This window comes from Pseudomonas yangonensis (assembly GCF_009932725.1).
GTDB classification, from domain to species: Bacteria; Pseudomonadota; Gammaproteobacteria; order Pseudomonadales; family Pseudomonadaceae; genus Aquipseudomonas; species Aquipseudomonas yangonensis.
In genome coordinates, this window is the sequence record NZ_BLJU01000010.1 from 1 (window position 1) to 18,882 (window position 18,882).

General features: G+C 62.6%; 20 protein-coding genes. 10 read left to right on the forward strand and 10 right to left on the reverse strand.

Annotated elements, in window-relative coordinates:
* Positions 1–136: 136 nt before the first annotated feature.
* On the reverse strand, positions 137–1,336 hold the full coding sequence (tyrS, locus tag GYB81_RS13690; protein ID WP_161897863.1) for a tyrosine--tRNA ligase: 1,200 nt from the start codon (positions 1,334–1,336) through the stop codon (positions 137–139).
* Positions 1,337–1,517: 181 nt separating this feature from the next.
* Here tyrS and GYB81_RS13695 point away from each other — a divergent pair, with 181 nt between their 5' ends.
* Both GYB81_RS13695 and GYB81_RS13700 read left to right on the forward strand, forming a co-directional pair.
* Positions 1,518–2,945, forward strand: a complete 1,428-nt coding sequence (locus tag GYB81_RS13695; RefSeq protein ID WP_161865911.1) for a peptidoglycan DD-metalloendopeptidase family protein — start codon at positions 1,518–1,520, stop codon at positions 2,943–2,945.
* A 3-nt stretch (positions 2,946–2,948) separates the two neighbouring features.
* Positions 2,949–4,040 carry an anhydro-N-acetylmuramic acid kinase gene (locus GYB81_RS13700; protein WP_161865912.1) on the forward strand — a complete coding sequence of 364 codons (1,092 nt, stop codon included), beginning with the start codon at positions 2,949–2,951 and terminating at the stop codon, positions 4,038–4,040.
* A 49-nt stretch (positions 4,041–4,089) separates the two neighbouring features.
* Here the strand turns inward: GYB81_RS13700 and erpA are convergent, their stop codons facing one another.
* From erpA to argC, 4 genes are all read right to left on the reverse strand, one after another.
* Complete coding sequence (gene erpA, locus GYB81_RS13705) at positions 4,090–4,440, reverse strand: iron-sulfur cluster insertion protein ErpA (protein WP_004373465.1); 351 nt, start codon at positions 4,438–4,440, stop codon at positions 4,090–4,092.
* A 128-nt stretch (positions 4,441–4,568) separates the two neighbouring features.
* Positions 4,569–4,979, reverse strand: coding sequence for a bactofilin family protein (locus tag GYB81_RS13710; RefSeq protein ID WP_161865913.1), 411 nt, complete (start codon positions 4,977–4,979; stop codon positions 4,569–4,571).
* A gap of 15 nt (positions 4,980–4,994) precedes the next feature.
* On the reverse strand, positions 4,995–5,651 hold the full coding sequence (locus tag GYB81_RS13715) for a DUF6776 family protein (RefSeq protein ID WP_178101830.1): 657 nt from the start codon (positions 5,649–5,651) through the stop codon (positions 4,995–4,997).
* A 56-nt stretch (positions 5,652–5,707) separates the two neighbouring features.
* A complete protein-coding gene (argC, locus tag GYB81_RS13720) occupies positions 5,708–6,742 on the reverse strand; it encodes an N-acetyl-gamma-glutamyl-phosphate reductase (protein WP_161866202.1) in 1,035 nt (344 codons plus the stop codon).
* A 134-nt stretch (positions 6,743–6,876) separates the two neighbouring features.
* On the opposite strand from argC, the gene hemJ reads away from it, so the two are divergent.
* The 5 genes from hemJ to GYB81_RS13745 all read left to right on the forward strand — a co-directional run bounded on the left by hemJ (position 6,877) and on the right by GYB81_RS13745 (position 11,612).
* Positions 6,877–7,305, forward strand: coding sequence for a protoporphyrinogen oxidase HemJ (gene hemJ / locus GYB81_RS13725; protein ID WP_161865914.1), 429 nt, complete (start codon positions 6,877–6,879; stop codon positions 7,303–7,305).
* Positions 7,306–7,504: 199 nt separating this feature from the next.
* A complete protein-coding gene (locus GYB81_RS13730) occupies positions 7,505–8,467 on the forward strand; it encodes an NAD(P)H-dependent flavin oxidoreductase (protein ID WP_161865915.1) in 963 nt (320 codons plus the stop codon).
* Positions 8,464–9,726, forward strand: a complete 1,263-nt coding sequence (locus tag GYB81_RS13735) for an alanine racemase (protein ID WP_161865916.1) — start codon at positions 8,464–8,466, stop codon at positions 9,724–9,726. Before GYB81_RS13730 ends, GYB81_RS13735 begins: the two co-directional genes overlap by 4 nt.
* Positions 9,727–9,851: 125 nt before the next feature.
* Positions 9,852–10,814 (forward strand): DUF805 domain-containing protein, encoded by a 963-nt coding sequence (locus GYB81_RS13740; protein ID WP_161865917.1) that lies wholly within the window; start codon positions 9,852–9,854, stop codon positions 10,812–10,814.
* Positions 10,815–10,823: 9 nt separating this feature from the next.
* Positions 10,824–11,612: an SDR family NAD(P)-dependent oxidoreductase gene (locus GYB81_RS13745; RefSeq protein WP_161865918.1), complete on the forward strand. Its 789-nt coding sequence runs from the start codon at positions 10,824–10,826 to the stop codon at positions 11,610–11,612.
* Here GYB81_RS13745 and GYB81_RS13750 read toward each other — a convergent pair whose 3' ends face one another.
* Positions 11,613–13,094, reverse strand: a complete 1,482-nt coding sequence (locus tag GYB81_RS13750; RefSeq protein WP_161865919.1) for an AAA family ATPase — start codon at positions 13,092–13,094, stop codon at positions 11,613–11,615.
* A gap of 122 nt (positions 13,095–13,216) precedes the next feature.
* On the opposite strand from GYB81_RS13750, the gene GYB81_RS13755 reads away from it, so the two are divergent.
* The gene (locus GYB81_RS13755; protein WP_161865920.1) at positions 13,217–14,053 is read left to right on the forward strand and encodes a formylglycine-generating enzyme family protein; all 837 of its coding nucleotides are present in this window, start codon (positions 13,217–13,219) and stop codon (positions 14,051–14,053) included.
* Between the two features lie 290 nt (positions 14,054–14,343).
* Positions 14,344–14,991 carry a 2-polyprenyl-3-methyl-6-methoxy-1,4-benzoquinone monooxygenase gene (gene coq7 / locus GYB81_RS13760; RefSeq protein WP_161865921.1) on the forward strand — a complete coding sequence of 216 codons (648 nt, stop codon included), beginning with the start codon at positions 14,344–14,346 and terminating at the stop codon, positions 14,989–14,991.
* A 48-nt stretch (positions 14,992–15,039) separates the two neighbouring features.
* On the opposite strand, the gene GYB81_RS13765 is transcribed toward coq7, so the two are convergent.
* Entirely contained in the window at positions 15,040–15,462 is a 423-nt protein-coding gene (locus GYB81_RS13765; RefSeq protein ID WP_161865922.1) for an OsmC family protein, read from the reverse strand.
* Positions 15,463–15,696: 234 nt separating this feature from the next.
* On the opposite strand from GYB81_RS13765, the gene crp reads away from it, so the two are divergent.
* Positions 15,697–16,341 carry a cAMP-activated global transcriptional regulator CRP gene (gene crp, locus GYB81_RS13770; RefSeq protein WP_004373483.1) on the forward strand — a complete coding sequence of 215 codons (645 nt, stop codon included), beginning with the start codon at positions 15,697–15,699 and terminating at the stop codon, positions 16,339–16,341.
* 52 nt (positions 16,342–16,393) lie between these two features.
* Here the strand turns inward: crp and trpC are convergent, their stop codons facing one another.
* The 3 genes from trpC to GYB81_RS13785 are packed head-to-tail and all read right to left on the reverse strand — an operon-like array spanning position 16,394 to position 18,869.
* On the reverse strand, positions 16,394–17,233 hold the full coding sequence (gene trpC / locus GYB81_RS13775; RefSeq protein ID WP_161865923.1) for an indole-3-glycerol phosphate synthase TrpC: 840 nt from the start codon (positions 17,231–17,233) through the stop codon (positions 16,394–16,396).
* A complete protein-coding gene (gene trpD, locus GYB81_RS13780) occupies positions 17,230–18,276 on the reverse strand; it encodes an anthranilate phosphoribosyltransferase (RefSeq protein WP_161865924.1) in 1,047 nt (348 codons plus the stop codon). Before trpD ends, trpC begins: the two co-directional genes overlap by 4 nt.
* A complete protein-coding gene (locus GYB81_RS13785; protein WP_161865925.1) occupies positions 18,273–18,869 on the reverse strand; it encodes an aminodeoxychorismate/anthranilate synthase component II in 597 nt (198 codons plus the stop codon). The genes trpD and GYB81_RS13785 overlap by 4 nt, the downstream gene beginning before the upstream one ends.
* Positions 18,870–18,882: the final 13 nt, after the last annotated feature.

Below are 18,882 nucleotides of genomic sequence, written 5' to 3' on the forward strand. Positions count from 1 at the left end.
CGCCAGATCCAGCTTTGCAAGCCCTTCATTCAACTTAACTTATTGATTAACAAGAAGTTTTTGAAGCGCTTCATCGCTGAAGTGGCGCGCATTCTACATCCAGCAGAATGCGCGTCAAGCTTATTTTGCAGTTTTATTACTCGACCTTGAGCGTAATGCGCGCAAAGGCCTTCTTGCCGGCCTGGCAAACATGCGTAGCCCCCACCTTGAACAGGAAGGTGCGATCAACCACCTCACCATCGACGCGCACACCTCCCGATCCCAGCAGGTCACGTGCAACGGCAGCGTTCTTCACCAGACCCGCCTTATTAAGGACGGACGAAATCGGCATATCTTCAGCCGACGCCAGCTCGACCTCGGGCAGATCCTCCGGCAGCTCGCCATCCTTCATGCGATTACCCGCGGAGCGGTGGGCATTGGCTGCCGCCTCTTCACCATGGAAACGCGCAACGAGCTCTTCAGCCAGCTTGATCTTGATGTCACGCGGGTTCGCCCCCTGCTCGACATCACGCTTGAATTGCTCGATCTCATCCATGGAGCGGAAGCTGAGCAGCTCGAAGTAGCGCCACATCAACGCATCGGGCATGGACACCAGCTTGTTGTACATCACGCCCGGTGCTTCCTGGATGCCCACGTAGTTACCCAGCGACTTGGACATCTTCTTCACGCCATCGAGCCCTTCCAGCAACGGCATGGTAACGATGCACTGTGATTCCTGGCCATAGGCGCGCTGCAGTTCACGACCCATCAGCAGATTGAACTTCTGGTCGGTGCCGCCCAGCTCGACGTCGGCCTTGAGCGCCACGGAGTCGTAGCCCTGCACCAACGGGTAGAGGAACTCATGAATGGCGATCGGCTGGTTGCTGGTGTAGCGCTTGTCGAAGTCATCACGCTCGAGCATCCGAGCCACGGTGTACTGCGAAGCCAGGCGAATGAAGTCAGCCGGCTTGAGCTGATCCATCCAGGTAGAGTTGAAGGCGACCTCGGTCTTGGCCGGATCGAGGATCTTGAACACCTGCTGTTTATAGGTCTCGGCGTTATCCAGCACCTGCTCGCGAGTCAGCGGCGGGCGCGTGGCGCTCTTGCCGCTTGGGTCGCCGATCATGCCGGTGAAGTCGCCGATCAGGAACACCACCTGATGGCCGAGCTCCTGGAACTGACGCAGCTTATTAATAAGGACGGTGTGCCCGAGGTGCAGATCAGGCGCGGTCGGATCGAAACCTGCCTTGATCCGCAGCGGCTGACCACGCCTGAGCTTTTCGACCAGCTCAGCCTCAACCAGAACCTCTTCCGCACCACGCTTGATCAGCGCCAGCTGCTCTTCGACCGACTTCATGACAAAACCCGCAACCACTGGAAATTGAAAGGGAACCAACCATACAAGATCGCGAACTAATTACAAGTTTTGCCCAGGGAAAGCAGCCTGGAGCACCGCTCGGCATGTCAAGGGTTGCCCCGCGCCGATTTTGGTTATATTTTATACAGTTAATGCACATTCCAAGAAAACGCCTCACGCCATGACGCAAAATATCCCAAAAGCCCCGCCCTACCCTAAAAGCCATATCCTGGCTGCTAGCGGTGTAGCTGCGCTGCTGAGCCTGGCTCTGCTGGTGTTTCCTTCGCGTGAAGTCGAAGCGCAGAAAACCTTTCTCGACCTGGATCTGGGCAATGATGCCGAGATGGTGCTGCAGGAAAAGGATGATCTCCGAGCGGGACTGCCAGTGCCAGGCGCCGCCTCTCCTTTCGCCAAGATCGAGCAGAGCGCGGACACCGCCGAAAACAGCGCAGAAGACGCTGACGAGAACATCCTAGAAACAGCCGACACCACTCCTCCCTCCGACCCCAGCCACCACAACATCACGGTTAGCAATGGCGATACGCTTTCTACCGTATTCGCCAAGGTCGGCCTGAGCGCCAATGACCTTCATGAAGCGCTCAACAGCACAAAGGACGCCAAGCAGTTCAGCCGCCTCAAAGTGGGCCAGGTTCTGGAGTTCGAGCTGAATGAAGAAGGCAAGCTGAAGAACCTGCAGAGCAAACTCAGCGACCTGGAAACCATTCGCCTCAGCCGCACCGAAAAAGGCTTCGACTTCCAGCGTGACCAGGTCAAGCCGGAGGTGGTCACCGCCTACAGCCGCGGCGTGATCAACAGTTCGCTGTTCCTCTCTGCCAAGCGCGCCGGTCTATCGCATAGCCTGACCATGGACCTGGCCAACGTCTTCGGCTACGACATCGACTTCGCCATGGATATTCGCGAAGGCGACGAGTTCGAAGTGATCTATGAAGAGAAGGTTGTGAACGGCAAGCGTGTCGGCACCGGCAACATCCTCTCGGCGCGCTTCACCAACCGCGGCAAGACCTACACCGCGGTGCGCTACACCAACAAGCAGGGCACCACCAGCTACTACAACGCCAATGGCGAAAGCATGCGCAAGGCGTTCATCCGCACACCGGTGGACTTCGCGCGCATCAGCTCGCGTTTCTCCACTGGGCGCAAGCATCCGATCCTGAACAAGATCCGTGCGCACAAGGGCGTTGATTATGCTGCGCCACGAGGCACCCCGATCAAGGCAGCCGGTGACGGCCGCGTGACTCTGGCCGGCCGCAACGGCGGTTACGGCAACACCGTGATCATTCAGCATGGCCAGCGCTATCGCACCCTCTACGCGCACATGCAGGGCTTCGCCAAGGGCATTCGCAACGGTGCGAACGTCAAGCAAGGTCAGATCATCGGGTATATCGGCACCACCGGCCTGTCCACCGGACCTCACCTGCACTATGAGTTCCAGGTCAACGGTGTCCATGTCGACCCACTCAGCCAGAAGCTGCCAATGGCCGACCCTATTGCAGCGAGCGAGAAGCAACGCTTCATGCAGCTGAGCAAGCCGCTAATGGCACGCATGGACCAGGAAAAGGCCACCATGCTGGCCGCCAACCAGCAGTAAGCCGTGTCTCTCTATATTGGCGTGATGTCCGGTACCAGTCTGGACGGACTGGACATCGCGCTGATCGATCAGGATCAGCGCCCCCACCTCCTCGCCACGCTCTACCGCCCCATGCCGGATCGACTGCGCAGCGACCTCTTGGCGCTATGCAGCTCAGGCAACGATGAATTGGCACGCGCCGCCGTTGCCGAACAGCATTGGGTCGAGCTGGCTGCAGAAGCGGTCAACGAGCTTCTGCAGCAACAGGGCCTGACTGCCCAACAGGTTCGCGCCATCGGCAGCCATGGCCAGACCGTACGCCACGAGCCTGCGCGCGGCTTCACCATACAGATCGGCAACCCGGCGCTACTGGCCGAGCTCACCGGCATTTGCGTGGTGGGCGACTTTCGTCGTCGCGATGTGGCTGCGGGCGGTCAAGGCGCCCCTCTGGTACCGGCCTTCCATCATGACCTGTTCGGCCATGACCAGAGGCACGTAGCCGTGCTCAACGTAGGTGGTTTCAGCAACCTCAGCCTGCTCTCACCCAACCAGGAAGTACTGGGTTTCGACAGCGGCCCTGGTAACGTGTTACTCGATGCCTGGATTCAGCATTGTCAGGGCCTTGCCTATGATCGTGATGGCGCCTGGGCGGCCAGCGGTAGCGTTCACGACGAGCTGCTGACGCGCTTGCTGAGCGATCCCTTCTTCGCCACCCAAGGCCCGAAGAGCACTGGTCGGGAGCTGTTCAATCTCGATTGGCTGCTGGGCCATCTGCAAACCTTACAGCCACTGGCCAGTGAGGACGTTCAGGCAACTCTCGTGGAACTCACCGCGCGCAGCATCGTCAGCGCCTTGCGTAACGCGCAGGCCCACACGGATACGCTGCTGGTATGCGGTGGTGGTGCCCACAATGCCTGCCTGATGAAGCGCCTGAGCGAGATGCTGCCGGACACCGAAGTAAGCAGCACCGCTGCCGAAGGTGTAGACCCGGACTGGGTTGAAGCCATGGCCTTCGCCTGGCTTGCACACTGCGCATTGGAAGGCATTGCCGGCAATCGCCCGAGCGTGACCGGGGCAAAAGGTCTACGCGTTCTCGGCGCCATCTACCCCGCCTGAAAACGAAAACGCCGCGCATCGAGCGCGGCGTCGTCATGAAATGACGGCTTCAGATCGAGAAGGACGAGCCGCAGCCACAGGTAGTGGTGGCATTGGGGTTCTTGATCACGAAGCGCGATCCTTCCAATCCCTCCTGATAGTCGACCTCGGAGCCCACCAGATACTGGAAGCTCATGGCATCGACCACCAGGCTGACGCCCTCGCGCTCGACGATAGTGTCGTCTTCGGCCACATCCTCGTCGAAGGTGAAGCCGTACTGAAAGCCCGAGCAACCGCCGCCCGTGACAAATACGCGCAGCTTCAGGCGCGGATTGCCTTCTTCATCGACCAGGGTCTTCACCTTGCTGGCCGCTCCCTGGGTGAAGTGCAAGGGGGCAGGGGTGAAGGTTTCGACGCTCATGCTATAACTCCCGGCGCCACGCGCCACACTGCGTTAGCAGGTTGTTGAACACTACCTGCGCTGCCTGGCCATCATCAACGACAGCCTGCTAGGCACGCATTATCCGCTTGCCCTACAAAATTGGTCAACTATTGCCCGATTTCCAGCGATGCCGGAAGCTCAAGTGGACGCTCGCCATCCTTGATGTGGCACAAGCGCCCTTCGATCTGCGCGCCCATGGCCATTTCCATCAGGCCGTACTGCAGGTCGCCACGCACCCGGGAACGAGCCCCCAGCTCCAGATGGCCACTGGCGAACACATCCCCATTGACCTCTCCATCGATCACGATATGGGGTGCACGTATCTCACCTTCAACCACGCCACCAACACTGACGCGCACCAGCCCTTCGGTGGCCAGCAGATTACCGGCGACCCGACCATCCACCTGCACGGCGCCCTGAAAGCGCATGTCGCCTACCAGCTCGGCACCCGCGGCAATCAGACTGGTCTTGCCGCTGAAACGCTGCAGGTCAGGTTTGGTCTTGTCTTTACTCCACATGGGGGGTTATCGCTCCTATTTTATCCATTCGAATGTACGGCTCAGCGGCTTGTCGCCCTCGACCTCCGCCTGAACCTTGACTTGGCGAGGTTCGAATCCCTCAGGCAGTTGTAGCTCGCCAAAGCGACCGGCTTCAGGAAACGACTGAAAATGCTTGAAGGAGAACGGGATGCTGTTCTCGCTGACTTCGTCGGACAACGCCGCGAGCTCCAAGGTGACCGCCTTACTGTCCTGCTGCCCCTCGACCGTGATACGCAGCCGCCCTTGCAGGGCCTCATCACTGGCACCGACCCGGCTCATCAGCAACTTGTAGCGGAATCGCTGCGGCTGTTCCGTGGCTTGCAGCTCGAAAGCGCGAATGCGCATGCCCTCTCGACGACTGGCAGGCGCCAGGACGCCCTTGTAGAAGGCCAGGTCCTGTTGCTGCTTGAAGATCTGCTCCTCCAGCAGCTTGATGGTCCGCCGACTCTGCTCCATGGCCTGCTGCGTTACCTTGTCACTGCTGCCGACCACGGCAAGGCGCTGGCGCAACAGCTCCAACTCCTGCTCCTGCTCGGCAAGCCGGGTCAGCAGCGCCTGAGTATCCTCAGATGCTGGCTGGGGCTGCATCTGCTGCCAATACCACCCCAGAGCGAAGGCCACTGGCACGGCGAGCGCCAGCAGGAACAACAACCAGCGGCGCCTGCGCTCTCGACGCGGATCGCTGAGGCGGACCTCCCAGCCCGGTGTCACGGCAGCAGAGCCGCGTGCGACAGACCAAGACGTTCGTCGAGACCGAAGAGGATGTTCATGTTCTGCACGGCCTGACCGGAGGCGCCCTTGACCAGGTTGTCGATCACCGACAGCACCACCACCAGATCACCACCCTGCGGGCGGTGCACGGCGATGCGGCAGACGTTGCCACCGCGCACACTGCGGGTTTCCGGGTGGCTACCGGCCGGCATCACGTCGACGAAGGGCTCATTGGCATAACGCTTCTCGAACAGGGCTTGAAGATCCACCGAGGTGTCGGCCACGCGTGCGTAAAGGGTCGCATGGATGCCGCGGATCATCGGTGTCAGGTGCGGCACGAAGGTCAGACCGACGTCGCCACCTGCAGCCTGACGCAACCCCTGGCGAATTTCCGGCAGGTGGCGATGGCCCTTGACCGAGTAGGCCTTCATGCTCTCGCCGGCCTCGCAGAACAGCGAGCCGACACTGGCACCACGGCCGGCGCCACTGACGCCACTCTTGCAGTCGGCGATCAGGCTGCTTGCATCGGCCAGGCCGGCTTCCAGCAGTGGGATCAGGCCGAGCTGGGTCGCGGTCGGGTAGCAGCCGGGCACGGCGATCAGGCGCGCCGTCTTGATCGCCTCGCGGTTGACCTCGGGCAGGCCGTACACAGCCTCGCTCAGCAGCTCGGGAGCGCCGTGCGGCTGGCCGTACCACTTGGCCCACTCCTCGGCGTCCTGCAGACGGAAGTCGGCGGACAGGTCGATCACCCGCGTGCCGGCAGCGAGCAGCTCACCGGCCAGGGCATGGGCGACGCCATGAGGCGTGGCGAAGAATACCACGTCACAGGCGCCCAGCGTAGCGACGTCCGGCACGCTGAAAGCCAGCTCCGGATAGTGGCCGCGCAGGTTGGGGTACATCTCGTCGACGCGCAGGCCGGCCTCGGAACGGGAAGTGATCACGGTCACCTCTGCCTGCGGGTGTTGCGCCAGCAGACGCAGCAGTTCGACACCGGTGTAGCCCGTGCCGCCGACGATACCGACCTTGATCATCACATGCCCCTTTGCAAAAGCCATTGGAAAGCTGCCGATGATAAAGCCGCATCGGCCAAGCTCCAACCGTAGAGGTGACGCAGGCCGTCGCCTACCTCTACTATCGAGGCCATTTTTCCGCGTGAGAGGCGAAAATGCTCTATCTCTGGCTCAAGGCTCTACACATCATCGCCATGGTCTGCTGGTTCGCCGGCCTGTTCTATTTGCCGCGTCTGTTCGTCTATCACGCCATGAGCGACGACGCCGCGAGCCAAGAACGTTTCTGCATCATGGAGCGCAAGCTGTATCGCGGCATCATGATCCCGTCGATGATCGCCACGCTGGCATTGGGTATCTGGCTGCTGACGCTCAATCCCGGCTATTACTTCAGCCAGGGCTGGATGCACGCCAAGCTCACCCTGGTGGTGGCGTTGGTGATCTATCACCACCTGTGCGGCGCCCAGCTCAAGCGCTTTGCCCGCGGCGAGAACAGCCGCAGTCACGTGTTCTATCGTTGGTTCAATGAAGCGCCGGTGCTGGCCCTGCTGGGGATCGTCATCCTGGTCGTCGTCCGCCCCTTCTAGCAGGCCGTTGAAAAACTACCTGCGTTGCCATTTGCTGCGTTAAAAACAGGCTCGTGCGCGAGTCCGATCAAAATGCTCATTTACAACTCGTAAAGTCGGTCGCGACCCCGGCCGTTTTCGCCTGTTTTTGTGGGGCCGCCATCGGTGTTGCAATGACTGCCTCGCCTACATTTTTCCACAGCATACTCAGGAGTTCGCCATGTCTCTGCCCGCCCTGCTCGAACAACGTCTGCGCCTGCCCCTGGTCGCTGCGCCGATGTTTCTGGTATCCAATCCGACTCTGGTCAGTGCCTGCTGCAACAGCGGCATCGTCGGCAGCTTTCCGGCGCTGAACCAGCGTGAGAGTGCGGGCTTCGCAGCCTGGCTCGACGAGATCGGAGCCAACCTCTCGGTTGACGCAGCCCCCTTCGCCGTCAACCTGATCGTGCATAACAGCAACCCACGACTGCAGGCCGACCTGGCTATCTGCGTCGAACGCCGCGTCCCCATCGTCATCACCAGCCTGGGGGCGGTGAAGGAAGTGGTCGATGCCGTGCACAGCTACGGTGGCCTGGTGTTCCATGACGTGACCACACGCCGCCATGCGGAAAAGGCCGCCGAGGCCGGCGTGGATGGGCTGATCGCCGTGGCCGCAGGTGCCGGTGGTCACGCCGGCACCTGGAGTCCCTTCGCCCTACTGACGGAGATTCGCCAGTTCTTCGACAAGACCGTACTGCTGTCCGGCTGCCTCAACCACGGCCATGAAATTCTCGCAGCCCAGCTGCTGGGCGCCGATCTGGCCTACATGGGCACCCGCTTCATCGCCACCACCGAGAACAATGCCTCTGCCGACTACAAGCAGATGATCCTCGACGCACGGGCCGCCGATATCATCCACACGCCCGCCGTGTCCGGCGTACCGGCCAGTTTCATGCGCCAAAGTCTGGAGCGGGCCGGCTATGACCTGAAACAGCTGCAGAACAAGGGCGATATCAACTACGGCGAGAAGCTCAAGCCGATGGACGAAGAAGCCAAGGCCTGGAAAACCGTCTGGTCAGCCGGCCAGGGCGTCGGCGGTATCGACGATCTGCCCTCGGTCCAGGCGCTGGTGTCGCGGCTTGATCGCGAGTATCGCGCCGCGCTGACACGCAGCGAGCAATTGGGGCAACGCTGGCCACGATGAAGCGTCGCCACCTGCTGGGGCTGGGCGCGCTTGGGCTTATCGGCGGCTGGGCGCTGCGCCCGGCTGATCGTGGTCGCGCGCATGACGCCTACTTTGCCGAGCTCAACAGACAGCTGCAGCACGATGGCGAGGGCGTGCCCACCCTGCTGCTCGATCTCGACCGGCTCGATGCCAACGCCGACCAGCTGGCGACGCGTCTGGCCGGACGCTTCCAGCTGCGCCTGGTCGCCAAGTCCCTGGCCAGCACAGGCCTGCTGGAGTATCTGGCCAAGCGCCTGCAAACCCAGCGCTTCATGGTCTTCCATCAACCGCAACTCAATCGTCTGGCCAGAAGTTTCCCGCAGGCCGACCTGCTGCTGGGCAAGCCCATGCCGGTTGCTGCCGCGCTGAACTTCTATCGCCAGTTGCCGCGTCATCTCGTTTTCGATCCCGATCGCCAGGTGACCTGGCTGATCGACAGCGAGCAACGCCTGCTGCACTACGCCGAACTGGCCAAGGCGCTGGGACGGCGGCTGCGCATCGCACTGGAGATCGACATCGGCCTCGAGCGCGGCGGCTTCGCCACAGCGCAGGCTCTGACTCAGGCAATGCGGCAGCTTGGGCAACTACCGGGCCTGCAGCTGCAAGGGCTGATGGGATACGACGCGCATGTTGCCCATAACCCTCCCTGGCAAGGCCAGATCAAAGCGTTCAACGAGGCCGACAGGCGCTATCACCAGTTTATCGCCAGCGCCCGGGCGTTCAGCGAGCTATGGCCGACCGCGCCGCTGCTAAATGGCGGGGGCAGCCTGACCTACCTGCTGCACAGCCAGCAGCAAAGTTCGCTTAATGAGGTCGCCATTGGTTCTGCCTTGCTCAAGCCTGCGGAGTTCGATACGCCATTGCTGCAGGCGCATCAGCCAGCGTTGTGGATCGCCAGCCCGGTACTCAAGGCGCTCGACGGCGCCCTGCCCTACCTGCAGTCGCTGCAACCGCTGATCGCAGCCTGGAACCCCAACCGCCAGCACGCCTACTACCTCTACGGCGGTCGCTGGCCAGCGCAGCCCGTCTCACCAGCTGGGCTCGACTTTGACCAACTCTACGGCCGCAGCGCCAATCAGGAACGCCTGATCGGCAGCGCCGCCACGCAGCTGACGAATCAGGACTGGGTATTTCTGCGCCCCGCGATCAGCGAAGGCCTGCTCGGCGATTTCAGAGAAATACGTCTACTACGCCGCGGCCAACTGGTCGGCCGCTGGAGCACAATAGGCAACGCCTGAAATTCCTCGACTGCGGCACTTCAGGCCGCTCGTATATTGGCCTCACGGCACTCTAGGCTTATGCCTCGCTCGTTGCTGAACAGGCACCTCACTCCTCCTCACTTCCCGCCGACAAGGAAGCTCGCATGAACCCACCGCGCTACAAGATAGTGTTCGACGGCCAACTGATGCCCGAGGCCTCGTTGGAAATGGTCAAGGAAAACCTGGCTCGCCTGTTCAAGAGCGACCCGGCGCGTATCGACAGTCTGTTCAGCGGGGCGCCGGTAGCGCTCAAGCGCGATCTGGGCGAGAGCGAGGCACAGCAGTACCTGAGCGCCCTGCAGAAGGCCGGCGCCAATGTGCGCAAGGAACTGGACCAGGCAGCCAGTCTCAGCCTGGTGCCGACCGAGGCCGAGACGGTGCAGGCCGAGCAAGCCGCAACGCCGACCATGACCTGCCCCAAATGCGGCCATGAACAAGCCAAGGCCGCCGAGTGCTCCGCCTGCGGCATCATCATCGACAAGTACCTCGCCCGTCAGGCGCAACTGGCCGAAGCGGCGCCCGTACAAGCCCCAGCTGCATCAGCGGCCTCGCCCTATGCTCCGCCGCAGGCGAATGTAGCCGAGCAACTGCCGCAATACTCGGAACTCAAGGTATTCAGCGTCAGCGGCCGGATTGGCCGCGTACGTTATCTGGGCTGGACCATGGCCATGCTGCTGTGCATGTTGCCAATGCTCCTGCTGTTTGCAGGCGCCTCAGCCATTTCCAGCGCCCTGGGCACCCTGATCATGGCCGCCGGCGTGATCGCCATGATCGTCATCGGGGTGTTCATCGGCGTCCAGCGTCTGCACGACATTGGCTGGTCCGGCTGGCTGTGGCTGCTCAACTTCGTTCCTTTCATTGGCAGTGTATTCGCACTGCTGATGCTGATCATTCCGGGCACTCAGGGGGCCAACCGCTACGGCCCGCCGCCGCCGCCTAACAGCACCGGAGTGAAGATCCTGGCCTGGCTGTTCCTGCTGGTGCCGTTGACCGGCATTATCGCCGCCATCGCCCTGCCCCAGTATCAGGGCTATGTCGAGCGTGCCGCCGAGTATCAGGAGCAGTAATCCGCGACCATGCGCAGCTATGCATTGATCACAGGTGCCTCCAGCGGCATCGGCTTGGCCCTGGCCGAAGCCCTGGCGCGCCGGGGTCGCAATCTGATCCTGGTGGCACGCAGGCGTGACGCCCTGGAGAGCATCGCCTGCGAGTTGGCGCAGCGCTTCGGCGTCGAGGTGCTGTTTCGCCTCTGCGATCTGAGCGAGCCGCTGCAGCTGTCCGGCCTGTTACTGGAGCTGGAAGAAGGTCAGTGGCAAATCGACCTGCTGGTGAACAATGCCGGCCTGGGTTGCGCCGGCCCGTTCCTTGAGCAGGACTGGAGCCGCGAGCTGGAGCAGCTGGAGGTCAACGTCTTGGCGCTGACCCGTCTGTGTCATGCACTTGGTCAGCGCATGGCCGAGCAGGGCGCTGGGCAGATTCTCAACGTCGCCTCGGTCGCGGCCTTCCAGCCCGGCCCCTGGATGAGCAGCTACTACGCCAGCAAGGCCTATGTGCTGCACTTCAGCGAAGGCTTGCGCGAGGAACTGAAAAGCCGCGGCGTGCGCGTATCGGTGCTCTGCCCCGGGCCAACCCACAGCGCCTTCTTTCGCGCGGCGCAGATGGACGTCACCCGTCTCGCCGGCAGCAAGCTGATGATGAGCGCCGAGGAAGTGGCGCTGCTCACCGTGCGCGCGCTGGAAAAGAACCGCGCCATCATCATTCCCGGTTGGCGCAACCGCCTGCTGGCACTGAGCCCACGCCTCGGGCCACGCTGGCTGATGCGCAAACTCAGCGGCCGCCTGACCCGCCCCTTCACTGGTGCCTGATCAACCGGCGTTGACCGTTCGTCCATCCGCCCAGGCACGCAAGGCTGCCAAGCGCTCGGCCATCACCACCGACAGCGGCGCGGTGTTCTGCAACGTGCGCAGCAGCAGTTGCTGATCGACCGCCTGCTGCTGCGCCTGTCCGGCGTACAAGGCGCTGACCACGGCCTGCTCGATCTCGGCGCCGGAATAGCCCTCGCTGGCCGCGGCGAGCTGCGCCAGGTCGAAGGTGGCGGGGTCCAGTTCGCGGCGCTGCAGGTGGATACGGAAGATATCGGCACGCACTTCGGCACTGGGCAGGTCGACGAAGAAGAGTTCGTCGAAGCGCCCTTTGCGCACCAGCTCAGGCGGCAGGCGGTCGATGGCGTTGGCCGTGGCGACGACGAATACCGGCGCCTTGCGCTCGGCCATCCAGGTCAGCAGGGTGCCCAATACACGCTGGCTCACGCCACCGTCATGGTCGCCACTGGCCAGTCCCTTCTCCACCTCGTCCATCCACAGCACGCAGGGCGCCATCTGTTCGGCCAGGCGCAACGCCTCGCGCAGGTTACGCTCGGTCTCGCCGAAGAACTTGTTGTACAGGCAGGCGAAATCCAGGCGCAGCAGCGGCAGGCCCCAGAGCCCTGCAACAGCCTTGGCGGCCAGACTCTTGCCGCCGCCCTGCACGCCGACCAGCATCACACCCTTGGGCGCATCGATGCCACTACCTTCGAGAAAGCCCGCCTGACGCTCGGCCAACCAGCGCTTGAGGTTGAGCAGGCCACCCACTTCGGCGAAGCGCGCCGTGTCGTATTCGAAGCTGAGCACGCCCTCCAGATCCAGCAGCTGGAACTTGGTCTTGTTCAGCTCGGGAATGTCTTCCTGGGTGATCGCACCGTCGTCGCAAATGACGTTGCGCGCCAGCGCCCGCGCCTCGGCATGACTCAGGCCGCGCAGGTTCTTGACCACCTGCTGCAGGGTACGATTGTCGGTGCGTACGCGTGCACCGCGGTTGCCTTCGCTCCAGCGCGCTGCCTCGTCGCGCACGATGCCCAGCAGTTCGTCCTCCGACGGCAGCGCGAGACTGAAGCGCGCCGCGAAACGCTGCACTTCGGCCGGCAACTTGAGCGCATGTGACACCAGCACCAGCGTCGGCTTGTGCGCCGCCTCGCTCATGGCGATTTCCTTGAGCAGGCGTACCAGCCGCGGGTTGTCATCGAGAAATGGATGCAGATCGCACATCACGTAGAGATTCGGCTGCGGGTCGGCCTTGATCATGCGCAGCGCCGCTTCCGGCTCCAGGGTCGGCGACTCGTCGACCGGCGCGCCGCCGAAGCCCAGGCGCTGCAAGCCCTCGGTCACCGACCAGGTGTGCAGACCGAGACCGCGCTTGACCGCCAGGCCAGTAAGGGTTTCCAGCACGCGCATCTCGTCCCACGACTCGATCACCACCAGCTTGACCTTGGAATCGAGCACCAGCCCGAGATCATGAATATCGTTCTTCAACACCCGCTCCTTGTGAAGTTTGGCCAGCCGGAAAAGCAGGGTTACCATCCGCGATTTCGCAGAATCGGAGCACACAGCATGGACCGTCTGAACAGGCAGATCGTCGCCGCAGGTCTCACGTCGTGCAAGTGCTGAAAGCGCGCTGCGTCACAGCCGTCGTCTCCATTGCCATCGCCACTAGTGCGCTGCTGGTGAACCGAGCGGCCGTCGCCATCGAGGCTATCAGCGATCCACTATCCAGCGGCGGCCAGGGCCCTGAAATGGTGGTTGTTCCGGCTGGCGCGTTTGCCATGGGCGATGCCAGCGGTCGCGGCAACGACAACGAGCGCCCGCCAAGGACCATCGCCTTCGATCAGCCCTTCGCCATCGGTCGCTACGAAGTCACTTTTGCCGACTGGCAGAAATACGCCGACGCCAACGAGCTGCCCATGCCCGATAACGAGGGCTGGGGCCTTTCCGCGCAGCGCCCGGTAATCCACGTGTCATGGCGCGACGCCCACGCCTATGCCCAATGGCTTTCACGCGAGACCGGTGCGCGCTATCGCCTGCCGACCGAAGCCGAATGGGAGTATGCAGCGCGAGGCGGCAGCCAGAGCTACTACTGGTGGGGGGACGAGCTCGACAGCAACGAACAGGCGCCACGCGCCCATTGCCGTGGTTGTGCCAGCTCGCGCCTGCTGCGTAACAAGACGGCCGCCGTCGGCCAGTTCCCGGCCAATGGCTTCGGCCTGCATGACACCGCAGGCAATGTCTGGGAATGGACGGCCTCGAACTACACGCAACGCTTCGACGGTAGCGAAACGCAGAGCGCCGGGCTGCTCGACAACAGCCCGCGCGCGGTGCGCGGCGGTGCCTGGAACAGCGGCCCAACCTATCTGCGCAGCAGCATGCGCGACCTCAAGCAGCCCCATCATCGCGACTATGCGCTGGGGTTTCGTGTGCTGCGCGAGCTGCCCTGAGAGACTGCCCAAGTCTGCTGCGCGTCGGCCCTGCTGCGTTAAAAACAGGCTCGGAGGCCGCTTGCGGCCAACGTCCTTCAGGGCGGCCCCGAAGGTGCGAGCGGAGCGAGTCATGCTCATGTACAAAAGTACAGTCGCCCGCGACTCCGACCGTTCCTCACCTGTTTTTGCAGGGCCGCCATCGGTATTGCACGATCCTAGCTCGCGAGACTTTAGAACAGCCGCTGAGCCACGGACGGCCTGGCGACTTTGCAGTAGACTAGCGCTGTTGTTACCTCTGGAGGTGCCTTATGGCCAGCGAACGCCAGTATTCCCCCGTCGACCGCCTGCTGCTGCAAGCCGATGCCGCGCTGCGTACCCTGCTGCCCTTCAGCGGCGCATCGGGCCGACCATCACCCGCCATCGTGCAGAACGATACGGAACTGAGCAGCGAGGAGTCGCGCCACGTCGCCGGCCTGATGCGCATCAACCACACTGGCGAAGTGTGCGCTCAGGCGCTCTATCAGGGGCAGGCGCTGACCGCCAAGCTGCCGGAAGTGCGCAGCGCCATGGAACATGCCGCCGATGAGGAGATCGACCATCTGGCCTGGTGCGAACAGCGCATTCGCGAACTGGGCAGCCATCCGAGCGTGCTCAACCCGTTGTTCTATGGCCTGTCATTCGGCGTGGGCGCGGTTGCCGGGCTGGTCAGTGATCGCGTCAGCCTGGGATTCGTCGCCGCCACCGAAGACCAGGTATGCAAGCATCTGGATGAACATCTGGAGCAACTGCCCGAGCATGACGCCAAGTCACGCGCCATCCTCGAGCAGATGCGCGTCGACGAGCAACAGCATGCCAACAGCGCCCTGGCAGCTGGTGGCGTACGCTTCCCGGCACCGGTGAAGTTCGGCATGACCCTGTTGTCGAAAGTCATGACCAAGAGCACCTACCGCATCTGAACGAACAAGGGCGCCATCCGGCGCCCTTTTCATTTGCAGCGAGCCGGCTCAGCCCAACTCGACGATTTCGTAGTCGTGGCTGATATCGACGCCGGCACGGCCGAGCATGATCGAGGCCGAGCAGTACTTCTCCGCCGACAGCTCCACCGCTCGCTTGACCTGGGCTTCCTTTAGGCCGCGACCTTTGACGACGAAGTGCAAGTGAATCTTGGTGAACACCTTGGGCTCCTCGCCTGCACGCTCGGCATCGAGAAAGACCTCGCAGCTTTCCACGGGTTGGCGCCCCTTGCGCAGGATGCTCACCACATCGAAATTGCTGCAGCCACCGAGGCCGATCAGCAACATCTCCATCGGCCGAATTCCGAGATTGCGACCGCCGGCATCGGGCGGACCATCCATGACGACGGCATGACCGCTACCGGACTCGCCGAGGAACAGAGCTTCACCGGCCCACTGCACACGCGCTTTCATCGATATTCGCTCCCAGAGTGGCAAAGTCAGGCAGATTAACATAGGTAAAGGACAAACCGATTTGCCCCCGAAGCGAGAAAGTTCCCTTGACTTGTGTTACCCAGATCGCAAAAAAAAACCTACTCGTAGCACGTCTGTTAAGCTGACGCCGGATTGCTGGCACACTTGGCCAGATAACTAATAAGAAATTGCCGTTGGACAAAGGCCTTCACTTTTCATATTCGGGACTCGGGCATGGTTGCTATCACCCTTACACCTAAAATCAAGAACCTCGACAAGCTTCTCGCACACTGTCATCGCCGCCGCTACACCGCCAAAAGCACCATCATCTACGCAGGCGATCGCTGCGAAACCCTGTTCTTCATCGTCAAAGGATCGGTCACCATCCTGATCGAGGATGACGATGGCCGCGAGATGATCATCGCCTACCTCAACTCTGGCGATTTCTTCGGTGAAATGGGCCTGTTCGAGAAGGATGGCGCGGAGAAGGAGCGCAGTGCCTGGGTACGCGCCAAGACCGAATGCGAGGTCGCGGAAATCAGCTACGCCAAGTTCCGCGAACTGACTCAGCAGGATCCGGACATCCTCTTCGCCCTGGGCAGCCAGATGGCCGAGCGTCTGCGCAACACCACGCGCAAGGTCGGCGACCTGGCCTTCCTCGACGTGACCGGCCGCGTCGCACGCACCCTGCTCGATCTGTGCAAGCAGCCGGACGCCATGACCCACCCGGACGGCATGCAGATCAAGATCACCCGTCAGGAAATCGGTCGCATCGTCGGCTGCTCGCGGGAGATGGTCGGCCGCGTGCTCAAGTCCCTGGAAGAACAGGGCCTGGTGCACGTCAAGGGCAAGACCATGGTGGTGTTCGGCACGCGCTGAACAACCAACCCAAAAGAAAAAGCCGGCTTGATCGCCGGCTTTTTCATGCGTCCTATTCGGGGTCGTTGCCGACCACCGCAGCGCGGCCGCGCTCGGGAAAGAACAGGCGCTGCAATTCACTGCCCGGACTTTCCGCACGCATAAAGGCTTCACCCACGAGGAAGGCGTAGACCTCGTTGATCTCCATCAGCTCAACGTCGGCGCGATTGAGAATGCCGCTCTCGGTCACCACCAGGCGATCACGCGGGATGCGCGGCAGCAGGTCAAGGGTGGTTTCCAGACTGACATCGAAGGTGTGCAGGTTGCGGTTGTTGATTCCCACCAGCGGCGTGTCCAGGGTATGCAGCGCACGCTCCAACTCCTCGCCGTCATGCACCTCGACCAGCACATCGAGGCCGACGTCCTTGGCCACCGAGGCCAGTTCGGCCATGCGCACGTCATCCAGACAGGACACGATCAGCAGCACACAGTCAGCCCCCAGGGCGCGTGCTTCTACGATCTGATAGGGATCGACCATGAAATCCTTGCGGATCACCGGTAGTGCGCAGGCCGCACGGGCCTGCTGCAGATACTGGTCGGCGCCCTGGAAGAAATCGATATCGGTGAGCACCGACAGGCAGGTGGCACCACCTGCCTCGTAGCTGCGGGCGATATCGGCCGGGACGAAGTCGGCGCGCAGCACGCCCTTGCTCGGCGAGGCCTTCTTGATCTCGGCGATTACCGCTGGCTGCTTGCGTGCTGCCTGTTCCAGCAGGGCGCGAGCAAAGCCACGCGGCGCATCGGCGGCGCGGGCGGCCGCCTCGAGTTCGGCCAGGCTGACCTGCGCACGGCGCGCGGCAACCTCCTCGAACTTACGGGTGACGATTTTCTCCAGTACGGTTGGCACGCTCACCCTTCGTTCTCCTGTTTGAATACCGCGGTAAAGGACACCAGCTCCTCCAGCTTCTCACGCGCCAGCCCGGTGTGCAGCGCATCATGCGCCAGCTGGATACCTTCGCGCAGACTGCTGGCGTGATCGGCAGCATAGAGCGCAGCGCCCGCGTTGAGCACGATCATGTCGGCAGCCTTCTGGCCGTTCTCGGTCCTGCGCCGGCCCAGCGCATCGCGGATCAGTTCCAGCGACTGCTCGGCGTTGTCGACGGTCAGGCCGATCAGGCTCTGGCTCTTGATGCCGAAATCCTCGGGCTGGATGCGGTACTCGCTGACCTTGCCGTCCTTGAGCTCGGCGACGAAGGTCGGTGCAGCCAGGCTGATCTCGTCCAGACCATCCTGCGCATGCACCACCAGCACGTGCTCGCTGCCCAGGCGCTGCAGCACTTCGGCCATGGGGCGGCACAGCGCCTGGCTGAACACGCCGATGACCTGATGCCTGGCACCCGCCGGATTGGTCATCGGGCCGAGCATGTTGAAGATGGTGCGCAGGCCCAGCTCACGACGCGGTCCGATGGCATGCTTCATCGCGCCATGATGGGACGGGGCGAACATGAAGCCGACGCCCACGCTCTCGACGCAGCGCGCCACCTGCTCGGGCTTGAGCCCCAGGTAGACACCGGCGGCTTCCAGCAGATCGGCGCTGCCGCTCTTGCCGGAGACTGCGCGGTTGCCGTGCTTGGCCACCTTGCCGCCGGCCGCCGCGACGACGAAGGCCGCCGCGGTGGAGACGTTGAAGATGTTCATGCCATCGCCACCGGTGCCGCAGGTGTCGACCAGGCGCTCGGCGTCGATGACCACCGGCGCGGCCAGCTCACGCATGACGCTGGCCGCGCCGACGATCTCGTCGATGGTCTCGCTCTTCATGCGCATGCCCATGAGGAAGGCGCCGATCTGCGCGTCGGTGCACTGGCCGGTCATGATTTCGCGCATCACCGCCTGCATTTCCTCGGTGGTCAGATCGAGCTGGGCGACGATCCGGTTGAGGGCTTCCTTGATATTCATGCGCGCACGCCTCCGGTCTGCTTGAGGAAGTTGGCGAACAGTTCGTGGCCCTGCTCGGTGAGGATGGACTCGGGGTGGAACTGCACGCCCTCGACGTTCAGGGTCTTGTGGCGCAGGCCCATGATCTCGTCGACCGAGCCGTCGTCATGCTGGGTCCAGGCGGTGATCTCCAGGCAATCCGGCAGGGTTTCGCACTTGACCACTAGGGAATGATAGCGGGTCACGGTGAGCGGGTTGTTCAGACCGGCGAACACGCCCTTGTCCGCATGGAACACCGGGCTGGTCTTGCCGTGCATCACCTGGCGGGCGCGCACCACATCGCCGCCGTAGGCCTGGCCGATGCTCTGGTGGCCGAGGCAGACGCCGAGGATCGGCAACTTGCCGGCGAAATGCAGGATGGCCTCGATGGACACCCCCGCCTCGGTCGGCGTGCACGGGCCGGGCGAGACGACGATGCGCTCGGGCTTCAGTGCTTCGATCTCGGCGATGCTCAGTTCGTCGTTGCGAATCACGTGTACGTCGGCGCCCAGCTCACCCAGGTACTGCACGACGTTGTAGGTGAAGGAGTCGTAATTATCGATCATCAAAAGCATGGTACGGCTCCTG

Excerpts from the sequence above, each read along its gene's own strand:
- tyrS (WP_161897863.1), bottom strand. The coding sequence starts at position 1,336 with ATGAAGTCGGTCGAAGAGCAGCTGGCGCTGATCAAGCGTGGTGCGGAA.
- GYB81_RS13695 (WP_161865911.1), top strand. The coding sequence starts at position 1,518 with ATGACGCAAAATATCCCAAAAGCCCCGCCCTACCCTAAAAGCCATATC.
- erpA (WP_004373465.1), bottom strand. The coding sequence starts at position 4,440 with ATGAGCGTCGAAACCTTCACCCCTGCCCCCTTGCACTTCACCCAGGGA.
- GYB81_RS13710 (WP_161865913.1), bottom strand. The coding sequence starts at position 4,979 with ATGTGGAGTAAAGACAAGACCAAACCTGACCTGCAGCGTTTCAGCGGC.
- argC (WP_161866202.1), bottom strand. The coding sequence starts at position 6,742 with ATGATCAAGGTCGGTATCGTCGGCGGCACGGGCTACACCGGTGTCGAA.
- hemJ (WP_161865914.1), top strand. The coding sequence starts at position 6,877 with ATGCTCTATCTCTGGCTCAAGGCTCTACACATCATCGCCATGGTCTGC.
- GYB81_RS13730 (WP_161865915.1), top strand. The coding sequence starts at position 7,505 with ATGTCTCTGCCCGCCCTGCTCGAACAACGTCTGCGCCTGCCCCTGGTC.
- GYB81_RS13735 (WP_161865916.1), top strand. The coding sequence starts at position 8,464 with ATGAAGCGTCGCCACCTGCTGGGGCTGGGCGCGCTTGGGCTTATCGGC.
- GYB81_RS13740 (WP_161865917.1), top strand. The coding sequence starts at position 9,852 with ATGAACCCACCGCGCTACAAGATAGTGTTCGACGGCCAACTGATGCCC.
- GYB81_RS13745 (WP_161865918.1), top strand. The coding sequence starts at position 10,824 with ATGCGCAGCTATGCATTGATCACAGGTGCCTCCAGCGGCATCGGCTTG.
- coq7 (WP_161865921.1), top strand. The coding sequence starts at position 14,344 with ATGGCCAGCGAACGCCAGTATTCCCCCGTCGACCGCCTGCTGCTGCAA.
- GYB81_RS13765 (WP_161865922.1), bottom strand. The coding sequence starts at position 15,462 with ATGAAAGCGCGTGTGCAGTGGGCCGGTGAAGCTCTGTTCCTCGGCGAG.
- crp (WP_004373483.1), top strand. The coding sequence starts at position 15,697 with ATGGTTGCTATCACCCTTACACCTAAAATCAAGAACCTCGACAAGCTT.
- trpD (WP_161865924.1), bottom strand. The coding sequence starts at position 18,276 with ATGAATATCAAGGAAGCCCTCAACCGGATCGTCGCCCAGCTCGATCTG.
- GYB81_RS13785 (WP_161865925.1), bottom strand. The coding sequence starts at position 18,869 with ATGCTTTTGATGATCGATAATTACGACTCCTTCACCTACAACGTCGTG.